We start from the raw sequence: 17,215 nt of genomic DNA, 5'->3' as shown, positions 1-17,215 counted from the left end.
TTTGGACAGGGGACGATGTTTTTTTTAGATTCATAAGGGTGACTAATTTTATGGTTTTTTAGTCAACCTTTTTCAGGACGAGACAACAGATAAAAAAACCGGAACAGAAATGTTTCGGTTTTTTTATTGTAAACGCAAAGTACTGAAGTTCTTATCAGGATTTTATGTTTCATCTAGAAGTCTTGCAGACCTTTTATGATTTTGAATTACATCTATAAACCTAACAGGTTTTAAAAACCTGTTAGGTTTCATTTATTACCGGCCCTAAGATGCAGTTTCTGTTGAAAATTTTTCATGCCGGATTCATGCATTCAAAATTTCTTTTTTTATAAAGATGAACCTTCAATTTCAACCTGAAAATTTCTCTGTAATTCCGTATCTTTGAGAAAAATTTTTATAAGATGATCGAGTGGAAAACCGCCAAGGAATACGAAGATATTACCTATAAAAAATCTAACGGAGTAGCAAGAATTGCTTTCAACAGACCTGAAGTACGTAATGCTTTCAGACCTAAAACAACTTCAGAATTATATGATGCTTTTTATGATGCCTATGAAGACCCTTCCATAGGCGTTGTATTGCTGTCAGGAGAAGGACCAAGTCCAAAAGACGGAGGATGGGCATTTTGCAGTGGAGGAGATCAGAAAGCCAGAGGACACCAGGGATATGTAGGAGAAGATGGAAGACATCGTCTGAACATTCTTGAAGTTCAGCGTCTGATCCGTTTTATGCCGAAAGTGGTGATCGCTGTTGTTCCAGGATGGGCAGTTGGTGGAGGACACTCACTTCACGTAGTATGTGACCTTACTTTAGCGAGTGAAGAACATGCTATTTTCAAGCAAACCGATGCCGATGTTACCAGTTTCGATGGTGGTTATGGTTCTGCTTATCTTGCTAAAATGGTAGGACAGAAAAAAGCACGTGAGATTTTCTTTTTAGGAAGAAACTATTCTGCACAGGAAGCTTTCGAAATGGGAATGGTGAATAAAGTGGTGCCTCATGCAGAACTAGAGGATACAGCTTACGAATGGGCACAGGAAATATTAGCTAAATCACCAACTTCTATCAGAATGCTGAAATTTGCCATGAACCTTACAGATGATGGTATGGTAGGGCAGCAGGTTTTTGCCGGAGAAGCTACCCGTCTTGCTTATATGACAGAAGAAGCTCAGGAGGGAAGAAATGCTTTCCTTGAAAAGAGAAAGCCCAACTTCGGAGAAGATCAATGGATATCTTAAAAATATAATTGATAATTGATGAATGATGATTGATATTATCATTTATCAATTATCTCTTATCAATGATAAATTTATGACACATTGGATAAAAGCCGCAAGGCTAAGAACTTTACCGCTTTCCTTAAGCGGAATTATTATGGGAGCTTTTATTGCAAAATGGAGACTTTACGGAGAAGGAGGTACCTGGGACTGGAAAATCCTTGCGCTTGCTCTTTTGGTTACACTTTTATACCAGATTTTATCAAATTATGCCAATGATTATGGTGACGGAGTAAAAGGTACAGACGCCAAAAGAATCAATGAAGCTGAAGCAAGAGCTGTAGCATCAGGGAAAATTACCGCAAAACAGATGAAAAATGCAGTAATCCTTTTCGCAGCATTATCCTTCATTGCTACCATCGCTTTGCTATACGTAGCCTTCATTCCAAACTATATGAATGAATTCTATATCTTCATAGGATTGGGAGTAGCATGCATTCTTGCCGCAATTGGATATACGGTAGGTAAAAAACCTTACGGATACATGGGATTGGGAGATATTTTCGTGTTTATCTTCTTTGGACTGGTTTCTGTGTGCGGAAGCTATTTTTTATTCACAAAAACTTTCAGCTGGGATATATTATTACCCGGAACAGCGGTTGGAATGATGAGTATGGCGGTTCTTAACCTGAACAATATGAGAGATATCGAAAGTGATAGACTGTCTGGGAAAAACAGCTTTGCATTGAGAATCGGATTCAAAAATGCAATGATCTATGAAATGGTTCTGTTGCAGTTACCATTGGTGCTTATCCTTATCTTTTTAGGAGTAAACGGGTTTATACAGCAGCAAAACTACTATGTGTTTATTGTAATGATCCTGTTATTCCCATTAGCCAAGCTGAGGAGAAGCATCATGTCGGTGAAAGAACCAAAAGAATTAGACCAGTACTTAAAACAGGTAGGAATCATGACTTTTGTAATGGCAATTCTTACAGCAGCCGGACTTAACTTATTTCACTAAATCTAAAATAGTATACCATGAGTTCTAATGCATACGTTGAAGCTCAAATGCTTATCAGGAAGCCGGTTGAGGATGTTTTCGAAGCATTCGTCAATCCGGAAGTAACTACCAATTTCTGGTTTACCAAATCGACCGGAAAATTGGAAGAAGGTAAGACGGTTACCTGGGAATGGGAAATGTACGGAGTAAAAAACGTAGTGAAAGTTCACGAGATTATTCCGAACCAACTGATCAGAACAGAATGGGGAGAGCCTTCAGTAAACGTAGATTATGAATTCAAAACGATGGAAAAAGGAACACTCGTAGTCATTAAAAGTTATGGATTCAGCCAGACAGGTGAAGACCTGCTGAAAGTAATCAATGACAATACAGGCGGTTTTACAACGGTTTTAGACGGCTGCAAAGCGTATCTGGAGCATGGGATTCATTTAAGATTGATTGAGGATAAATTCCCGGCGAAATAATAAATTAAAGAAAACACGGATGGCACGAATGCTTTCACAAGCTCCACTAATCTCATTGTGCTGTTTGTGAAATTATTTGAGTCATTTGTGTTTAATCTATTTAATAATAATTGAAATTAAATTTAAAATGAAAATACAATTCTTAGGGCAAAATTGTTTCCTGTTCACGTACAAGGACAAAACAATTTTGAGTGACCCTTTTTACAACTACAAAAAAGCAGAGTCAGGGTTTGATATTGCTGCTCAAAAAATCGACTATATTCTGCTGACCCATGCGCACGGTGATCATATTGCTGATGTAGCAGAGGTATTGCAGCACTATCCGGAAGCTACCATCATTGGAGTTCCTGAAGTATGCGGTTATTTCCAGCAGGCAAAAAATAAAGACGATGTGAACTTAGGAGGATCGGCAAAAATCGACGATCTTAAAATTTCCATGGTTCCGGCTCACCATACAAGTTCTTTCCCGGATGGAAGCTATGGAGGCGTTCCTGTAGGGTATATCTTCAGACTTCCTGAAGGTAAGAACATCTATCTGGCAGGTGATACAGGAGTAATGGCTGATATGGAGCTGTTCCCGAGACTATACGGAAACATCGACCTTTCTATTCTTCCCATCGGAAGCCACTATACAATGTGTCCCAGAAAAGCTTCTTTTGCAGCAGCAGAATTGTTAAAAACTCCGAAAGTAATCGGATGTCACTTTGATACTTTCCCTGCCATTGAAATCAACCATGAAAGTGCACTACAGCATTTCGCTGATAAAAATGTAGAACTTGTTTTACCAAAATTAGGAGAAACGTTCGAATTTTAATCGATAACAAAACCGGAGGTAATCTGAAAATTAGAAAAATGAAAATGATGCGTAAGGTATTAAAAACAAAAAAAGATAATTATCAAATTACCTCTCTTCTTACTTTAAACCAAAAAAAAATGGCAAGCTACCTAAATCACACCGCTACGACCGATTACCTTTGCTGCGTTCCCACCCTGGAGGATTCTCAGGAGCTGGTTGTTTAGGACTTGCCGTTGCAAAGGTAGGAATATTTTATAAACTTCAAAACTTTATTAAAGAAAATTAGTCGAAAAAATGCAGTGGTAAAGCTAAACGCCTGACATTTAGAGGGAAAATTTTTCAACTTTTTTCTAAAAATTTAAATATGACGAAAAGTCCATCAACACTAGGAATTATACTTTTTATTGCTACAATGATCGTTTTCTTTGTAGTATATACTTTTTTCTCAGGAATCAATTATTTTGATATCTCTTTGAAAGCCAATGCTTTTGTTTTACCTCTTTTATATGCCGGAGCTGCTTTCTGGTCTGTAAAATCTTACTGGAACAACCATAGAGTGGTGAAATTTAAAGATGCTTTCAAAAGAGCATTTGTTCCGATGTTTATCGGAGGAATTCTTTCCATCTTCAGTATTTATGCGTTTTTAACCTTCGTTGATCCTGCAGCAAAAAGCCTTTTGAACTATCAATATGTTCAGAGACAAAAATCAGAACTGGATACAGAATATACTTCTGCAAGAAAAATTCTGAAGCATCAGAAAGATATTGATGAACTGGATCAGAAATACAAAGAAAGACTGCAAAGCTTCACTCCTGAGGCGGTTAAAGGAAAAGATATGCTTACCGCAAGTCATTTTTCAGGATATTTTGCAGCAATTCTTATATTTTACGTAGTTTTGTCGGTGTTTTTCGGAGCATTTTTCAGAACAAGAACAATACATCAGCCCGAAGAAACCAATCAAGCCTAATTTTTATTAAAATTAAATGAATTTATCTATAGTTATTCCGTTACTGAACGAAGAAGACTCTCTGGAAGAACTTTTTTCAAGAATTGATAAAGTGTGTACAACCAGTAATTTATCTTATGAGATCTGGTTTGTAGACGACGGAAGTACGGATTTGTCGTGGAGTATTATTGAGAATATGAAAGTTCAGTATCCTCAGATCCACGCTATTAAATTTTCCAGAAATTATGGAAAATCACAGGCGCTTCATGCCGCTTTTGAAAGAACAAACGGTGATGTAGTGATTACAATGGATGCCGATTTACAAGATTTCCCAGAAGAAATTCCGGAACTGTACAATATGGTGATTCATGATAATTATGATATCGTTTCCGGTTGGAAAAAGAAGCGTTTTGATAATGTAATGACGAAAAATATTCCGTCAAAACTATTCAATGCGGCAGCGAGAAAAGTTTCAGGAGTTTACCTTCACGACTTCAACTGTGGTTTGAAAGCTTATAAAAGACAGGTGGTAAAATCGGTTGATGTGTACGGAGATATGCACCGTTATATTCCGGTATTGGCTGCCAATGCAGGTTTCAGAAGAATTACCGAGAAAGAAGTACAGCACCAGGCAAGACCTTACGGAACTTCAAAATTCGGAACGGAAAGATTTATCAGAGGATTTCTGGATCTGATAACCCTTTGGTTTGTAAGCCGTTTCGGAGGAAGACCAATGCATTTCTTTGGAGCTGTGGGGACTTTAATGTTTATTGTTGGTTTTCTTTCAGCACTTTGGCTGGGAATTTCTAAACTGATTGATGTGGCAAGAGGAATTTACGGACATTTGATTACCAATAACCCATGGTTCTTTATTGCATTAACCATGATGATTATGGGAACCCTTCTCTTTATTGCAGGATTCTTAGGAGAAATGATTATCAGAACCAACCGCGAACATAAAAACTATAATATTGACGAAGTGATATAATCTTTAAATACTAATGGCACGAATGCTTCACAAATTACACTATGGGTGTTTGTGATATTAGTGTATAAAATTAGTGTAATTAGTGGTTCTTAAGCACAATGATAGTAGACCACAATTAACGATAATAACTTCTCTGAATAAATACAAGCACTCTGTTACAGGGTGCTTTTTGTATTTTTATAAAAACTTTTAATCTCAATGTTTCAATTCAAATCAATCCTTTTTTATTTTCTTTTATTCCTGATAATTTCCTGTTCATCCAACAAACTCTCTGGTTCGTGGGAGTTTATCGATATTTATGATGGTGAAATCAGTCAGACAGATACACTGAAAACCAAAACAAATAATTCCAGATACGGAACAGGAATTCTGACCTTTTATCAGGATAAAACTTTCAGTTCAATGGGCAACAATGGAACTTATCAGATAGAAAATAATCTGTTGAAAATGAAGTATAATGATGATGAAAATGTAACTCCTATGAAGATTTCAGGTGTAGATAAAAATTACCTGCTTTTATTTTCAATGTCGGGAAGTCCTAAAACGTGGTTTTATAAAAAAATAAAGACAAAGTATAAATAGGAAACAGTCTTTTCCCTGAAAAGCAGAAAATTAAAAATGATCAGGTATTTTATTGTCAAAAGACAAAGATTTTTAGAAATTTTAATCCTATTTTTGTTCAAAGTAATATTGAAAGTCTACTGAGAGATATGAAAAAACTTTCAGGGATTTTCAGTACGAATTGTTACGATAATAATGTAATATTTAAAATTAAATATGAAAAAAGTTGTATACACATTGATGCTGATGGCAGTTGTTTCCTGTGGAAAAGTTTCTCCAAAAGGAAATATTGAAAAGAAAGATGTGGATGTACCGGAATTTGTAAACCTTGACCTGGAAGGGAAATTCCGTGTATTTTATGCCAGAGGTCCGAAAAATTTTGTAGAAATAGAGACCTATCCGAATGTAGCCAATAATCTGGATGTGGATGTAGAAGACAAAACACTTTTCATCAAAGAAAAAAGAGGTACAAAAGGAGTCGATTTTTATAATGTAACGATTTATTCAAAATATAATCTTGAAAAAGTTGCCGTTTCCGATTCTGTTGAAGTCAATATTTCAAGTGAAATCAAGACAGACAATTTCAGGCTTAGTATGAAAAATAATGCAAGCTTCATGGGCTCTGTCAACACCAGAAGAGCAGAAGTGGAAATGCATAACAGAAGCCGTGCTAATTTTCTTGGATTGTCCAAAGAAGCTGTTATAAAAATCTCAGATACAGCAAGTTTGATTGCGCCTTACTGGAAAATTACCAACCTGAATATTGATTCCAAAAACGGAAATTATGCAGAAGTAAACGTAAAGGATTCTTTGAAAGGACATATTCAGAACACAGCAAAATTTGTCTATTATAACGATCCGATCAGAGCGTTTAAAATTGATAAAACGACGAAAGTTGAAAACAAAAAGCTGGATTAAAAAACAGCATTATTTAAACTAGAAACTAGGAATTTTACAAACTATAAAAGAACAACATATAAATATGAATACACTAGAAAAAGCGAAACTTTGGTTAAGTGATACCTTCGATAAGGAAACGAGAGATGCTGTACAATTACTGATTGACAGCAATTCCCCTGATCTGGAAGATTCTTTCTACAGAGAACTGGAATTTGGGACAGGAGGAATGCGTGGGATAATGGGAGTAGGAACCAACCGCTTGAATAAATATACATTAGGACAGGCTACACAGGGATTGGCGAACTACATGTTACAGCAGTTCAAAGGTGAAGAGATTAAAGTGGCCATCGCTTATGATGTTCGTAATAACTCAAAAGAATTCGGGAAACTGGTAGCAGATGTTTTAACAGCCAACGGAATTAAAGTACTGCTTTTCAAAGACCACAGACCGACACCTGAGTTGTCTTTCACCGTTCGTGATAAAAAATGTAACGGAGGGATTGTTTTAACAGCTTCCCACAACCCGCCGGAATACAACGGTTATAAAGTTTACTGGAATGACGGTGCACAGATTGTACCGCCTAATGATGAAGCGATTATCAATGAAGTATATTCTGTAAAATTTGAGGAAATTAAATTCAACGGAAATGATGATCTGATCGAATGGATCGGAGAGGAGCAGGACGACGTATATATCGATGCATGTATTGAAAACTCTACCTATCAGAATATCGGAAAAGAAAATTTAAATATTGTTTTCACTTCAATCCACGGTACAACATATACAACTGTTCCTAAAGCACTTGAAAAAGCAGGGTTCAAAAAGGTTGATCTGGTAAGAGAACAGATGATCCCAAGCGGAAATTTCCCTACTGTAGATTCTCCCAACCCGGAAGAGCCTGCAGCATTGGAAATGGCAATGGATCTGGCAAGAATTACCAATGCTGATATTGTGATCGGAACAGACCCGGATGGAGACAGATTAGGAATCGCGGTAAGAAACCTTGATGGCGAAATGCAGCTGTTGAACGGAAACCAGACCAATACCATCCTTACGTATTATATCTTAAACGAGTGGAGAAAGCAGGAAAGAATTACAGGAAAAGAATTTATTGGTTCTACGATTGTAACTTCAGATATCTTCTTTGATATCGCTCAGAAATTCGGAGTAGAATGCAAAGTAGGTCTTACCGGATTCAAATGGATCGGAAAAATGATCCGTGAAGCAGAAGGAAAGCAGAAATTTGTATGCGGAGGTGAAGAAAGTTTCGGATTTATGACCGGAGATTTCGTTCGTGACAAAGATTCTTGTGGAAGTATCCTTTTAGCCTGCGAAATTGCAGCATGGTGTAAAGCCAACGGAAGAACAATGTATCAGTACATGATCGAGATCTATGAAGACCTTGGAATGTATTACGAAGGATTGATCAATATTGTAAGAAAAGGAAAAGAAGGTGCTGAAGAAATTCAGAATATGATGAAAAACTTCCGTGAAAATCCTCCGAAGGAACTGGCAGGATCACCGGTAGAAGAAGTAAAGGATTTCAAAGAACAAACCAGCCTTACCGTTTCTACCAACGAGAAAAAAGTAATGAATGATATTCCGAAATCTAACGTTTTGATCTATTATACACAGGATGGAACAAAAGTATGCGTAAGACCTTCAGGAACGGAACCAAAAATCAAGTTCTATGTTTCTGTAAAGGATTCCATTACTTCAGAAGCAGATTTCAGAGACAAATTAAAATCATTGGAAGCCAAAATAGGAGCCGTTAAGACAGATTTGAAACTGGATTAATACTCTTAAAAACACCATCAATCAAAAATATGAGAAGATTCATGGAGAACGATAATATAAATTTAAAATAAGAAAAAGTGAAAGTTTCAAAATTAGCAGCGAACCTGATCGGTTCTGAAATTGTAAAAATTGGTAACGAAGTAAATGATCTAAAAGCAAAAGGAGCGGAAATTGCCAATCTTACTATTGGTGATCTGAATTCTAATATCTATCCTATTCCGGCATTGCTGAAGGAAGAGATTCAGAAAGCATATCAGAATAATTTGACGAACTATCCGCCTGCCAACGGACTTTTATCTTTAAGAAAAGAAGTTTCCAAAGACCTTAAAAAAAGATGGAACCTGGATTATTCTCCTAACGATATTCTGATTACTGCAGGATCAAGACCTTTGATCTATGCGGTGTACAAAACCATTGTAGACGAAGGAGATAAAGTAGTGTATCCTACACCATCATGGAACAACAATCACTATGCTTATCTTACTTCTGCCAACGCTGTAGAAGTGAAAACAAAACCTGAAACCAACTTCCTTCCGACTGCTGATGATTTAAGACCGCATTTGGATGGAGCAGTGCTGTTGGCATTGTGTTCTCCATTGAACCCTACAGGAACCATGTTTACAAAAGAACAGCTTTCAGAAATCTGTGAACTGGTTATTGCTGAAAACAAAAAAAGAGGAGCAGACGAAAAACCGTTATACCTGATGTATGACCAGATCTATTCTTGTCTTACGTTTGGAGCAGAACATGTAGATCCGGTTTCTCTTTTCCCTGAAATGAAAGACTACACCATCTATATTGACGGTATTTCAAAATGCCTTGCTGCAACCGGAGTACGTGTAGGATGGGGATTCGGACCTGCTCATATTCTTGATAAAATGAAGGCACTTCTTACTCACGTTGGAGCTTGGGCACCTAAACCTGAGCAGGAAGCAACCGCTAAATTCTATGAAAACTCAGAGAACGTTGATGTTTTCGTTAACGACTTTAAAGCTAAACTTGAAAACAGCTTAAAAGTACTTCACAACGGAGTTCAGGATTTAAAGGCAAAAGGACTTGCTGTTGACAGCATCGAACCAATGGGTGCTCTTTACCTTACCATCAAACTTGATTATATCGGAAAAACAAAACCTGACGGAGCTGTCATTGAAAACTCTTCAGATCTTGTTTTCTACTTAATCAATGAAGCAGGAGTGGCTTTGGTACCGTTCTCAGCCTTCGGAGAAGAAAAATCAGAACCTTGGTTCCGTGCTTCTGTAGGAGGATTGGCTGTAGATGAGATCAAGGTAATGCTTCCAAAACTGGAAAGTGCTTTGAACAATTTAAAGTAATCTTTACATAAAATATAGGCTTCGACTCTGTCCGGCATGACATCGTTAAAATACATCCTTTAGTTTTAGCAATGTCACGCTGAGCGGAGTCGAAGCTTTTTTTACACACCTTTTAAACCATGAACCTTCCACAGAAACCCTATATTTCATGGATATATGGGATTATTTTTCTGATCCAATATTGGAATTAAAGCTGCGTTTATTTCTCGAAAAATTAAATAAATATTAAAAGTTAGATAACCGCTTTGCACTACATTCAACAAGGAATTATATTTGTGGCTTTTACACACCTGAATATATAAATCGAAAATTACACGATGAAAAAACTGAGATTTCTACTCTTACCGGTTTCAATATTGGTATGCTCACAAGAAGTTGATACATTGAAGGTACAAGAACTTCCCAAAGAAGCTGAGCTTCCAAAAGTACAAACCTACACCTTAAAAGACGGTTCCGTCCGGACGTATCCAAAACCTAAACTCCTTGACTTTGTCACCAAATTACCAAGAAACTTCATCAATACCAATAAAGATTTCGTAGCTAAAGATCATGCTTATTATCTGGGGGGTGCTGTTGGTGCTACGTTAATACTCCTGCCGTTTGATCAGAAACTCATTGATAATTCAAGAGAGCTGGCCGAAAGATGGGGAATGGATAAGGATAACAACTATCACAAAGTGGGAGGTGTTTTTAAAATTCCTAAAGATGTCGGATCTGCGCTGTACCTGATCGGAAACGGGTCTACGTTAGTCTTATTAGGAATAGGCTTCGGAACCTATGGATTGATAAAAAATGACTACAGAGCCCAGGCTACCGCCAGTGGTTTAATGGAAAGTTTAATTCTTTCAGGAGTTTTTACGCAGACCCTTAAAAGAATTACCGGAAGAGAAAGCCCTTTTATTGCCGAAGAATACGGACATAAAGGAGGCGCATGGAACCCTTTTCCAAGCTTTTCAGCATTCAGCAAAAACACCTCGAATTACGACGCAATGCCATCAGGACATTTAACGACATTTATGGCTGGGATTACTGTAATTGCAGATAACTATCCGGATGCGAAATGGATCAAAGCTGTAGGATATACATTAGCCGGAGCATTGTGCTTTCAAATGATGCAGAGTAAAGTTCACTGGGCTTCAGACTATCCTCTGGCTTTATTCATGGGGTATTTTATAGGAAAAACCATTTCAAAAAGCAGATACACTTCTTCAGAAGGAACAATCGGAAAGACAAAATATAGTCTCAACTTCACTGCATCCCGCCAATGGGAATACAATATGGTAGGCGTAAAACTCTCTTTTTAATCTCTGAAATCTCTGTTTTGTTTAGGAAATAAGATACTTTTCACTACATTTGATCTCAGGATAAAAGGTGTATCCGGACTTTTATAAATACCGGAATGAAACCTCCTGATTTAAAAAGAATTACTTAATATTGTATTGAATGAAAATAATCGCTGTCATCCCTGCACGTTATGAAGCAAGCCGTTTTCCGGGGAAATTAATGCAGATTTTAGGAGAAAAAACCGTTATTACCACAACCTATCAGAATGTAGTGGAAACAGGGCTGTTTGATGAAGTATTTGTTGCCACCGACTCCGAAATTATTCTTGATGAAATCGTAAAAAACGGAGGAAAAGCGGTCATGACAGGACAGCATGAAACCGGAAGCGACCGTATTGCGGAAGCTGTACAGAATATTGACTGCGACATTGTGATCAACGTCCAGGGAGATGAGCCTTTCCTTAAGTTAGAACCTTTACGTCAACTGATAGAAGTTTTTAAACATGACCGGCAACAGGAAATATCTTTAGCTTCTTTGAAAATACAGCTGCATGAAAAAGAAGAAATTGAAAACCCGAATAATGTAAAAGTGATTACCGATAATAATGGGTTTGCCCTGTATTTTAGCCGTTCCGTCATTCCTTTTCACAGGGAGGTTTCTTATGATGTAAGTTATTTTAAACATATTGGAGTATATGCTTTCAGAAAAGATGCCTTGCTGCAGTTTTCAAAGCTGGCTATGAAGCCATTGGAAATATCCGAAAAGATTGAATGCATCCGCTATCTTGAATATGGAATGAAAATCAAAATGATAGAAACCAATTTCGTAGGAGTAGGCATTGATACTCCGGAAGATCTGGAAAAAGCCCGAAAACTTATCTGAAATTAACAAATTGGTCTTCCTGAGCTTTTGCCTTTTTTGCAATTTTCCATAAATCCCCCTATATTTGAATTTATAAATAAAATTAATGAAGAAGTTATTATTAGTATTTGGACTGATATTTTCGCACGTGATATTCGGACAGACCGCAAAGGAAATTATTGACAAAAACATTGAATTATCCGGAGGTTTAACCAATTGGAAACTGTTAAACTCAGTATTGCTTCAGGGAAAAGTAATTCTGGGTGTCAAAGATGAATATCCGATAAGAATTTTTCAGCAGCGTCCGAATCTTACTAAAACATTGATTACCACCGGAGGGAAAGAAACAGCCATTGAAGGTTTTGATGGTACCAAAGGATATGCAATGAACTATGCGGCCAACAAACTTCAGGAATATCCTGAATATGTGCCGGAAAGTTTTGATAATGATTTCATTGATTGGGAAAATAAAGGATTTGACGCCAAATATCTTGGAAAAGAAAAAGTAGGAGAGATCTACTGCCATAAGGTACAGCTTACCAAGAATGTAAATAAGAACATGTACTATTTTGATACAAAAACGTATATGCTGATTAAAGAAGTGAAAAAAGATGAGACACTGATCTATTCTGATTTCAAAAAAGTTGGGAACATTATCATGCCCTTCAGAATCGAATCTTCAAGTCCCAAAAAAGACGGAGATTATGTGATGTTATTAAACAGAATCGATATCAATAAAGTTTTTCCGGCTAATATTTTTAAGTTTTAAATCAACTGCAGCCTGCTGCATAAAATTATAAGAAATGAAAAAGATTTTTTTACTGCTGCTTTCTTTCATGGCATTCCTGCAAAGCTGCACCAACCAGAAAAGTGAAATTTCTAAAGCTAAAACCACAGAACTTATGGGAAAAACAATATATGACTTTAAAGTAGAAAGTCTTGACGGTAAAGAAATCAATTTTGCAGATTTCAAAGGGAAAAAAATCCTGATTGTCAATACCGCTTCAGAATGTGGGTTTACACCCCAATACGCAGATCTTGAAAAGGTGTACGAACAATATAAAGATAAACTGGTTGTAGTAGGTTTCCCTGCAAACAATTTCGGGGGCCAGGAGCCTGGGACCAACACGGAAATCGGTGCTTTCTGCCAGAAAAACTACGGAGTAACGTTCCCTTTGGCAGCCAAAGTTTCCGTGAAAGGAGATGATACCGCTCCCATCTTCAAGTACTTAACGGAAAAGGAATTGAACGGAGTAAAGAACACAACCATCCTTTGGAACTTCACCAAATTCCTGGTAGATGAAAACGGAAAACTCATCGATTCTTTTGTAAGTACTACAAAGCCTACTGATGAGGCTATTACAAAGTATCTGAAATAAGAAATATTTTTTATAAGTGGGTGTTAACATCCACTTTTTTATTTTAAAATTGGTAATTATACAATTTTACATTAATACTGCTATCTTATTTATTATGACTCTGTCATTCTGAATGTAACGCAGTGAAATGAAGAATCCGGACTTTCCATAAGGTTCTTCCTTCGTCAGAATGGCAATGGCATCAAATTGCATATAGTCCTTTTAAATTGTAATATATCTTATGAAAAAAATAATTTTTACCCTTTGTATCGTGGCTTCGTTTATGTTAGGATTTGCTTTTAAGGCCGTTACAGAAAACAAGTCTGACGATATGAAAAGAGTTACCGGTATTGGCGGTATCTTTTTTAAATGTAAAGATCCTGAGAAAATGAGAGAGTGGTACAAAAATCATCTGGGACTCAGTACCAATCAGTATGGAGCTGTATTTGAATGGTTTCAGGGTAGTGATAATTCTAAAAAAGGATTCAGCCAGTGGAGCCCTTTCAGTGAAAAGACTAAATATTTTCAGCCTTCGGAGAAAGATTTCATGATCAATTACAGGGTGGATAACCTTGAAAAACTTGTTGAACAGTTGAAGAAAGAAAATGTAACCGTTGTAGATAAGATTGAGACTTATGAATATGGAAAGTTTATCCACATTATGGATATTGAGGGCAATAAAATAGAACTTTGGGAGCCTAATGATATTGAATATGAAAAATTAGGACAGAAAATGGGCAGCAAGACTACAAAATAGGAATACATTACAGGTAGCAGTATTGGGAGCTTAAACTTAAGGGAATCAATAAGGAGTTTTTCCCCTTTAACACGAAACATATTACCCCGCATCCCGAAATCCCGAATCACGCATCCCGAATCTTTTAACTATTCATTGCTCTTTTCCGCAAAACAGAAAATATTTCCCAGCTTGATACTGGAGTAACCGTTACTTTTTATTTTCGAAGAATTAATCATAGCTTTTGCCAGAATATCGGTTGGCAGGGGCTTCTGACTTTCTAATAGCCCTAATTTATTAGCAAATTTGATGATGCGGCTTCCCAATACTTCTCCGGTTCTTTCAGAATCTTTTCGTTCCAGCATTCCCGGCTTAAAAATAGTGATCTTGTTGAAATGCAATTGTTTTACAGCTTCTTCCAGTTCGCCTTTCATTTTGGAATAGAAAATTTTAGACTGTGGATTTGCTCCGTAGGCTGATACCAGAATATAATCTTCCACCTCATTCTCTTTCGCTGCTTTCGCAAATTCATACTGATAATCAAAGTCTACTTTCTTTTGGGCTTCTTTGCTTCCGGCATCTTTTAAAGTTGTTCCAAGACAGGAAAAGGCAACATCTCCTTTTACCATATTTTTCCATTCCTCCGGCTTCTCAAAATTCACCACATGAACTTTAAGCTTGTCATTTTGAATATCAACAGGCTTTCTGACAAAGATATCCACTTCATCAAACTCTTTGTCATTCAGTAACTGATTGACAAGATCTTTTCCTGTGGCACCTGTAGCACCTATTACCAGAGCTTTCATAATAATTGCGGTTTTGTGAGATTATTTCTTTCTTAAATTTACTAAATTTGAATCAAAGATTAAAGAATTAATTTGATCATTACCTATTACTTATCACTTATTACTTATATTGAACATGGATGCCAACGAAATTTTAGATTACTGTCTTGCCAAAAAAGGAGTTACAGAAAGTTTTCCGTTTGATAACGAAACTCTGGTGATGAAAGTAGACACCAAAATGTTTTTACTGATGGGACTTGAGAGACAGCCGTTGGCCATTAATGTAAAAACAGATCCTGAATGGAGCGCAGAGCTTCGTGAGCAATATCCGCAGATCTCGGGGGCCTATTACATGAACAAAACCCACTGGAATTCTGTAACTGTAGATGGATTGAAAAGAGATCTGATCTTTAAACTCATTGATCAATCCTACGAGCTGGTTTTCAAATCTCTGACTAAAAAGGCGCAGAATCAAGTCAATTCATTATAGTAAATAAAATAAATTGAGGTACGGGATTTGTTATCTATTACTGGTGAAATAATATATTTGACATTAATAAAATAAATAACAAATGAGAAATCACCTTTTATTATTCGCAGCAGCCGGAACATTGATGCTGTCAGGCTGCACCAAGCCGGTAAATAAGAACACTACCGAAAAAAACACTTCTGCTGTATCAGCCCCTGAAAAATCTCCCGAAACTCTTAAATTAGAATTTTCAGGGACAGACGCATTTACCATTACAAATGCACGGCTGAAAGTGAGCTTATATGGAATGGACGAAAAACTGGCTGATGCTCCTGCTACTTTAATCACAGAACAGGAATATGAACAGAAATCAATACCTTTCACCATCAATCTGCCAATACCTGAAGATGCTGAAAGCAAGATTAATCCAAAACCTACAGGGCCTGCAAAATATTATGTAACCATAAGCTGGGACTCTGATGGAAACGGAAAAGCAGATCAGAAAGGAGATATCTTTATTGATTATGACAAGCAGTTCCCGAATGTGAAACTGAATAATGAAACCCAGAAAATCTACTTAAAAGTACTAAAATAAACAAAAAGGCTATTCTCACCGAATAGCCTTTCTCTATATTTAGAAATCAAATTTTTCTGTTATTCTTTTATCCTCATCCAGTCTTTCAATCAATTTGTCCAGACCTTCAAATTTGATTTCATCATGAAGAAAATCCCTGAAACTTACCGTAATCTTTTCTCCATAAATATCATCATCAAAATCAAGGATATAAACTTCCACAGTTAGTTTTTCACCGTTTACCGTAGGATTGGTTCCCACGCTCAGCATTCCTTTATATTGGTTGCCTTTTACAAATACTTCTACAATATAAGCTCCTTTTTTAGGCAACAGCTTGATCGATTCGGTATCAATATTAGCTGTGGGATATCCGATGGTTCTTCCGATCTTTTTCCCATGAACTACAGTTCCGGAAACAGAGTAGAAGTAGCCCAACATTTCATTTGCTTCTTTAACATTTCCTGCTAAAAGCGCATTACGCACTTTTGTGGAGCTGATATTGTTTTCATGAATGTTGATGGCTTCCATCTGTTCTACTTCAAAATCAAGTTCTTTTGATAATTTCTGAAGAAGCTCAAAATTTCCGCTTTTGTTTTTTCCAAAAGAATGATCGTAGCCTATAATAAGATACTTTACATTAAGTTTATCAACTAAAATCTGACGTACAAATTCTTCTCCGGTTAAATTTCTGAATTCCTCATCAAATTCTTTCAGGAACAAATTATCAATGCCATATTTCTCTACAAGTTGTTTCTTTTCCTCCAGTGTATTCAGAAGCTTTAAATCTTCATTCGGATTAAAAACAAATCTTGGATGCGGCCAGAAGGTAAGGATTGCAGTTTCCAGATTATTTTCTGTACCTATTTTAGTCAGTTCATCGATAATACTCTTGTGCCCGAGATGTACCCCGTCAAACATTCCTAAAGACAACGCTAGAGGCTTCTGTGAGGAGTAATCTGTAAAATTCTTGAAAACTTTCAAAACGGAAAAATTTTGATTGCAAATATAAAACCTTTATTTTTAATGTAACGGAGAGAACCTGAAAATTTAAAAATGAAAAATTCTGAAAATATCCTGCATTATATTGTATGATAATAATGACAAAGTAATGAATTGCATATTT

Annotated in this window: 20 protein-coding genes and 1 other RNA gene; 17 read left to right on the top strand and 4 right to left on the bottom strand. The window is 36.6% G+C overall.

What is annotated here, in order from left to right:
• Window positions 1–401: 401 nt before the first annotated feature.
• From AC5YGI_RS20285 to AC5YGI_RS20270, 4 genes are all read left to right on the top strand, one after another.
• Complete coding sequence (locus tag AC5YGI_RS20285; RefSeq protein WP_034697698.1) at window positions 402–1,238, top strand: 1,4-dihydroxy-2-naphthoyl-CoA synthase; 837 nt, start codon at window positions 402–404, stop codon at window positions 1,236–1,238.
• A gap of 73 nt (window positions 1,239–1,311) precedes the next feature.
• On the top strand, window positions 1,312–2,241 hold the full coding sequence (menA, locus tag AC5YGI_RS20280) for a 1,4-dihydroxy-2-naphthoate octaprenyltransferase (RefSeq protein WP_227942235.1): 930 nt from the start codon (window positions 1,312–1,314) through the stop codon (window positions 2,239–2,241).
• A gap of 17 nt (window positions 2,242–2,258) precedes the next feature.
• On the top strand, window positions 2,259–2,705 hold the full coding sequence (locus tag AC5YGI_RS20275; RefSeq protein WP_330746535.1) for an SRPBCC family protein: 447 nt from the start codon (window positions 2,259–2,261) through the stop codon (window positions 2,703–2,705).
• Window positions 2,706–2,832: 127 nt separating this feature from the next.
• Window positions 2,833–3,519 carry a metal-dependent hydrolase gene (locus tag AC5YGI_RS20270; RefSeq protein WP_330746534.1) on the top strand — a complete coding sequence of 229 codons (687 nt, stop codon included), beginning with the start codon at window positions 2,833–2,835 and terminating at the stop codon, window positions 3,517–3,519.
• 117 nt (window positions 3,520–3,636) lie between these two features.
• Here the strand turns inward: AC5YGI_RS20270 and ffs are convergent.
• An RNA gene (ffs, locus tag AC5YGI_RS20265) (signal recognition particle sRNA small type) lies at window positions 3,637–3,734 on the bottom strand.
• Between the two features lie 131 nt (window positions 3,735–3,865).
• On the opposite strand from ffs, the gene AC5YGI_RS20260 reads away from it, so the two are divergent.
• From AC5YGI_RS20260 to AC5YGI_RS20215, 10 genes are all read left to right on the top strand, one after another.
• A complete protein-coding gene (locus AC5YGI_RS20260; RefSeq protein ID WP_062674918.1) occupies window positions 3,866–4,468 on the top strand; it encodes a DUF4199 domain-containing protein in 603 nt (200 codons plus the stop codon).
• A 16-nt stretch (window positions 4,469–4,484) separates the two neighbouring features.
• Window positions 4,485–5,435: a glycosyltransferase family 2 protein gene (locus tag AC5YGI_RS20255; protein WP_110010230.1), complete on the top strand. Its 951-nt coding sequence runs from the start codon at window positions 4,485–4,487 to the stop codon at window positions 5,433–5,435.
• 198 nt (window positions 5,436–5,633) lie between these two features.
• Window positions 5,634–6,017, top strand: a complete 384-nt coding sequence (locus AC5YGI_RS20250) for a hypothetical protein (protein ID WP_330746533.1) — start codon at window positions 5,634–5,636, stop codon at window positions 6,015–6,017.
• Between the two features lie 195 nt (window positions 6,018–6,212).
• Window positions 6,213–6,914, top strand: a complete 702-nt coding sequence (locus AC5YGI_RS20245) for a GIN domain-containing protein (protein WP_330746532.1) — start codon at window positions 6,213–6,215, stop codon at window positions 6,912–6,914.
• 64 nt (window positions 6,915–6,978) lie between these two features.
• Entirely contained in the window at window positions 6,979–8,694 is a 1,716-nt protein-coding gene (locus AC5YGI_RS20240) for a phospho-sugar mutase (protein WP_330746531.1), read from the top strand.
• A gap of 77 nt (window positions 8,695–8,771) precedes the next feature.
• Window positions 8,772–10,025: a pyridoxal phosphate-dependent aminotransferase gene (locus AC5YGI_RS20235; protein ID WP_330746530.1), complete on the top strand. Its 1,254-nt coding sequence runs from the start codon at window positions 8,772–8,774 to the stop codon at window positions 10,023–10,025.
• 317 nt (window positions 10,026–10,342) lie between these two features.
• Window positions 10,343–11,329 carry a phosphatase PAP2 family protein gene (locus tag AC5YGI_RS20230; RefSeq protein WP_496169506.1) on the top strand — a complete coding sequence of 329 codons (987 nt, stop codon included), beginning with the start codon at window positions 10,343–10,345 and terminating at the stop codon, window positions 11,327–11,329.
• 139 nt (window positions 11,330–11,468) lie between these two features.
• Window positions 11,469–12,191: a 3-deoxy-manno-octulosonate cytidylyltransferase gene (gene kdsB, locus AC5YGI_RS20225; protein WP_330746528.1), complete on the top strand. Its 723-nt coding sequence runs from the start codon at window positions 11,469–11,471 to the stop codon at window positions 12,189–12,191.
• 85 nt (window positions 12,192–12,276) lie between these two features.
• On the top strand, window positions 12,277–12,939 hold the full coding sequence (locus AC5YGI_RS20220; RefSeq protein WP_202840629.1) for a LolA-like protein: 663 nt from the start codon (window positions 12,277–12,279) through the stop codon (window positions 12,937–12,939).
• A gap of 34 nt (window positions 12,940–12,973) precedes the next feature.
• The gene (locus AC5YGI_RS20215) at window positions 12,974–13,549 is read left to right on the top strand and encodes a glutathione peroxidase (protein WP_110010221.1); all 576 of its coding nucleotides are present in this window, start codon (window positions 12,974–12,976) and stop codon (window positions 13,547–13,549) included.
• A gap of 66 nt (window positions 13,550–13,615) precedes the next feature.
• Here the strand turns inward: AC5YGI_RS20215 and AC5YGI_RS20210 are convergent, their stop codons facing one another.
• Window positions 13,616–13,741: a hypothetical protein gene (locus tag AC5YGI_RS20210; RefSeq protein WP_330746527.1), complete on the bottom strand. Its 126-nt coding sequence runs from the start codon at window positions 13,739–13,741 to the stop codon at window positions 13,616–13,618.
• A gap of 28 nt (window positions 13,742–13,769) precedes the next feature.
• On the opposite strand from AC5YGI_RS20210, the gene AC5YGI_RS20205 reads away from it, so the two are divergent.
• Window positions 13,770–14,285, top strand: a complete 516-nt coding sequence (locus tag AC5YGI_RS20205; protein WP_330746526.1) for a VOC family protein — start codon at window positions 13,770–13,772, stop codon at window positions 14,283–14,285.
• 128 nt (window positions 14,286–14,413) lie between these two features.
• Here AC5YGI_RS20205 and AC5YGI_RS20200 read toward each other — a convergent pair whose 3' ends face one another.
• A complete protein-coding gene (locus AC5YGI_RS20200) occupies window positions 14,414–15,070 on the bottom strand; it encodes an NAD(P)H-binding protein (RefSeq protein ID WP_202840627.1) in 657 nt (218 codons plus the stop codon).
• A gap of 115 nt (window positions 15,071–15,185) precedes the next feature.
• Between AC5YGI_RS20200 and AC5YGI_RS20195 the strand changes: the two genes are divergently transcribed.
• On the top strand, window positions 15,186–15,539 hold the full coding sequence (locus tag AC5YGI_RS20195) for an MmcQ/YjbR family DNA-binding protein (RefSeq protein WP_330746525.1): 354 nt from the start codon (window positions 15,186–15,188) through the stop codon (window positions 15,537–15,539).
• An 82-nt stretch (window positions 15,540–15,621) separates the two neighbouring features.
• A complete protein-coding gene (locus tag AC5YGI_RS20190) occupies window positions 15,622–16,113 on the top strand; it encodes a hypothetical protein (protein WP_496169489.1) in 492 nt (163 codons plus the stop codon).
• A gap of 39 nt (window positions 16,114–16,152) precedes the next feature.
• Here the strand turns inward: AC5YGI_RS20190 and AC5YGI_RS20185 are convergent, their stop codons facing one another.
• A complete protein-coding gene (locus tag AC5YGI_RS20185; RefSeq protein ID WP_330746523.1) occupies window positions 16,153–17,073 on the bottom strand; it encodes a bifunctional riboflavin kinase/FAD synthetase in 921 nt (306 codons plus the stop codon).
• Window positions 17,074–17,215 lie beyond the last annotated feature (142 nt).

The organism is Chryseobacterium sp. CS3K3.1, assembly GCF_059515165.1.
This window is presented reverse-complemented; position numbering and strand designations above follow the sequence as displayed.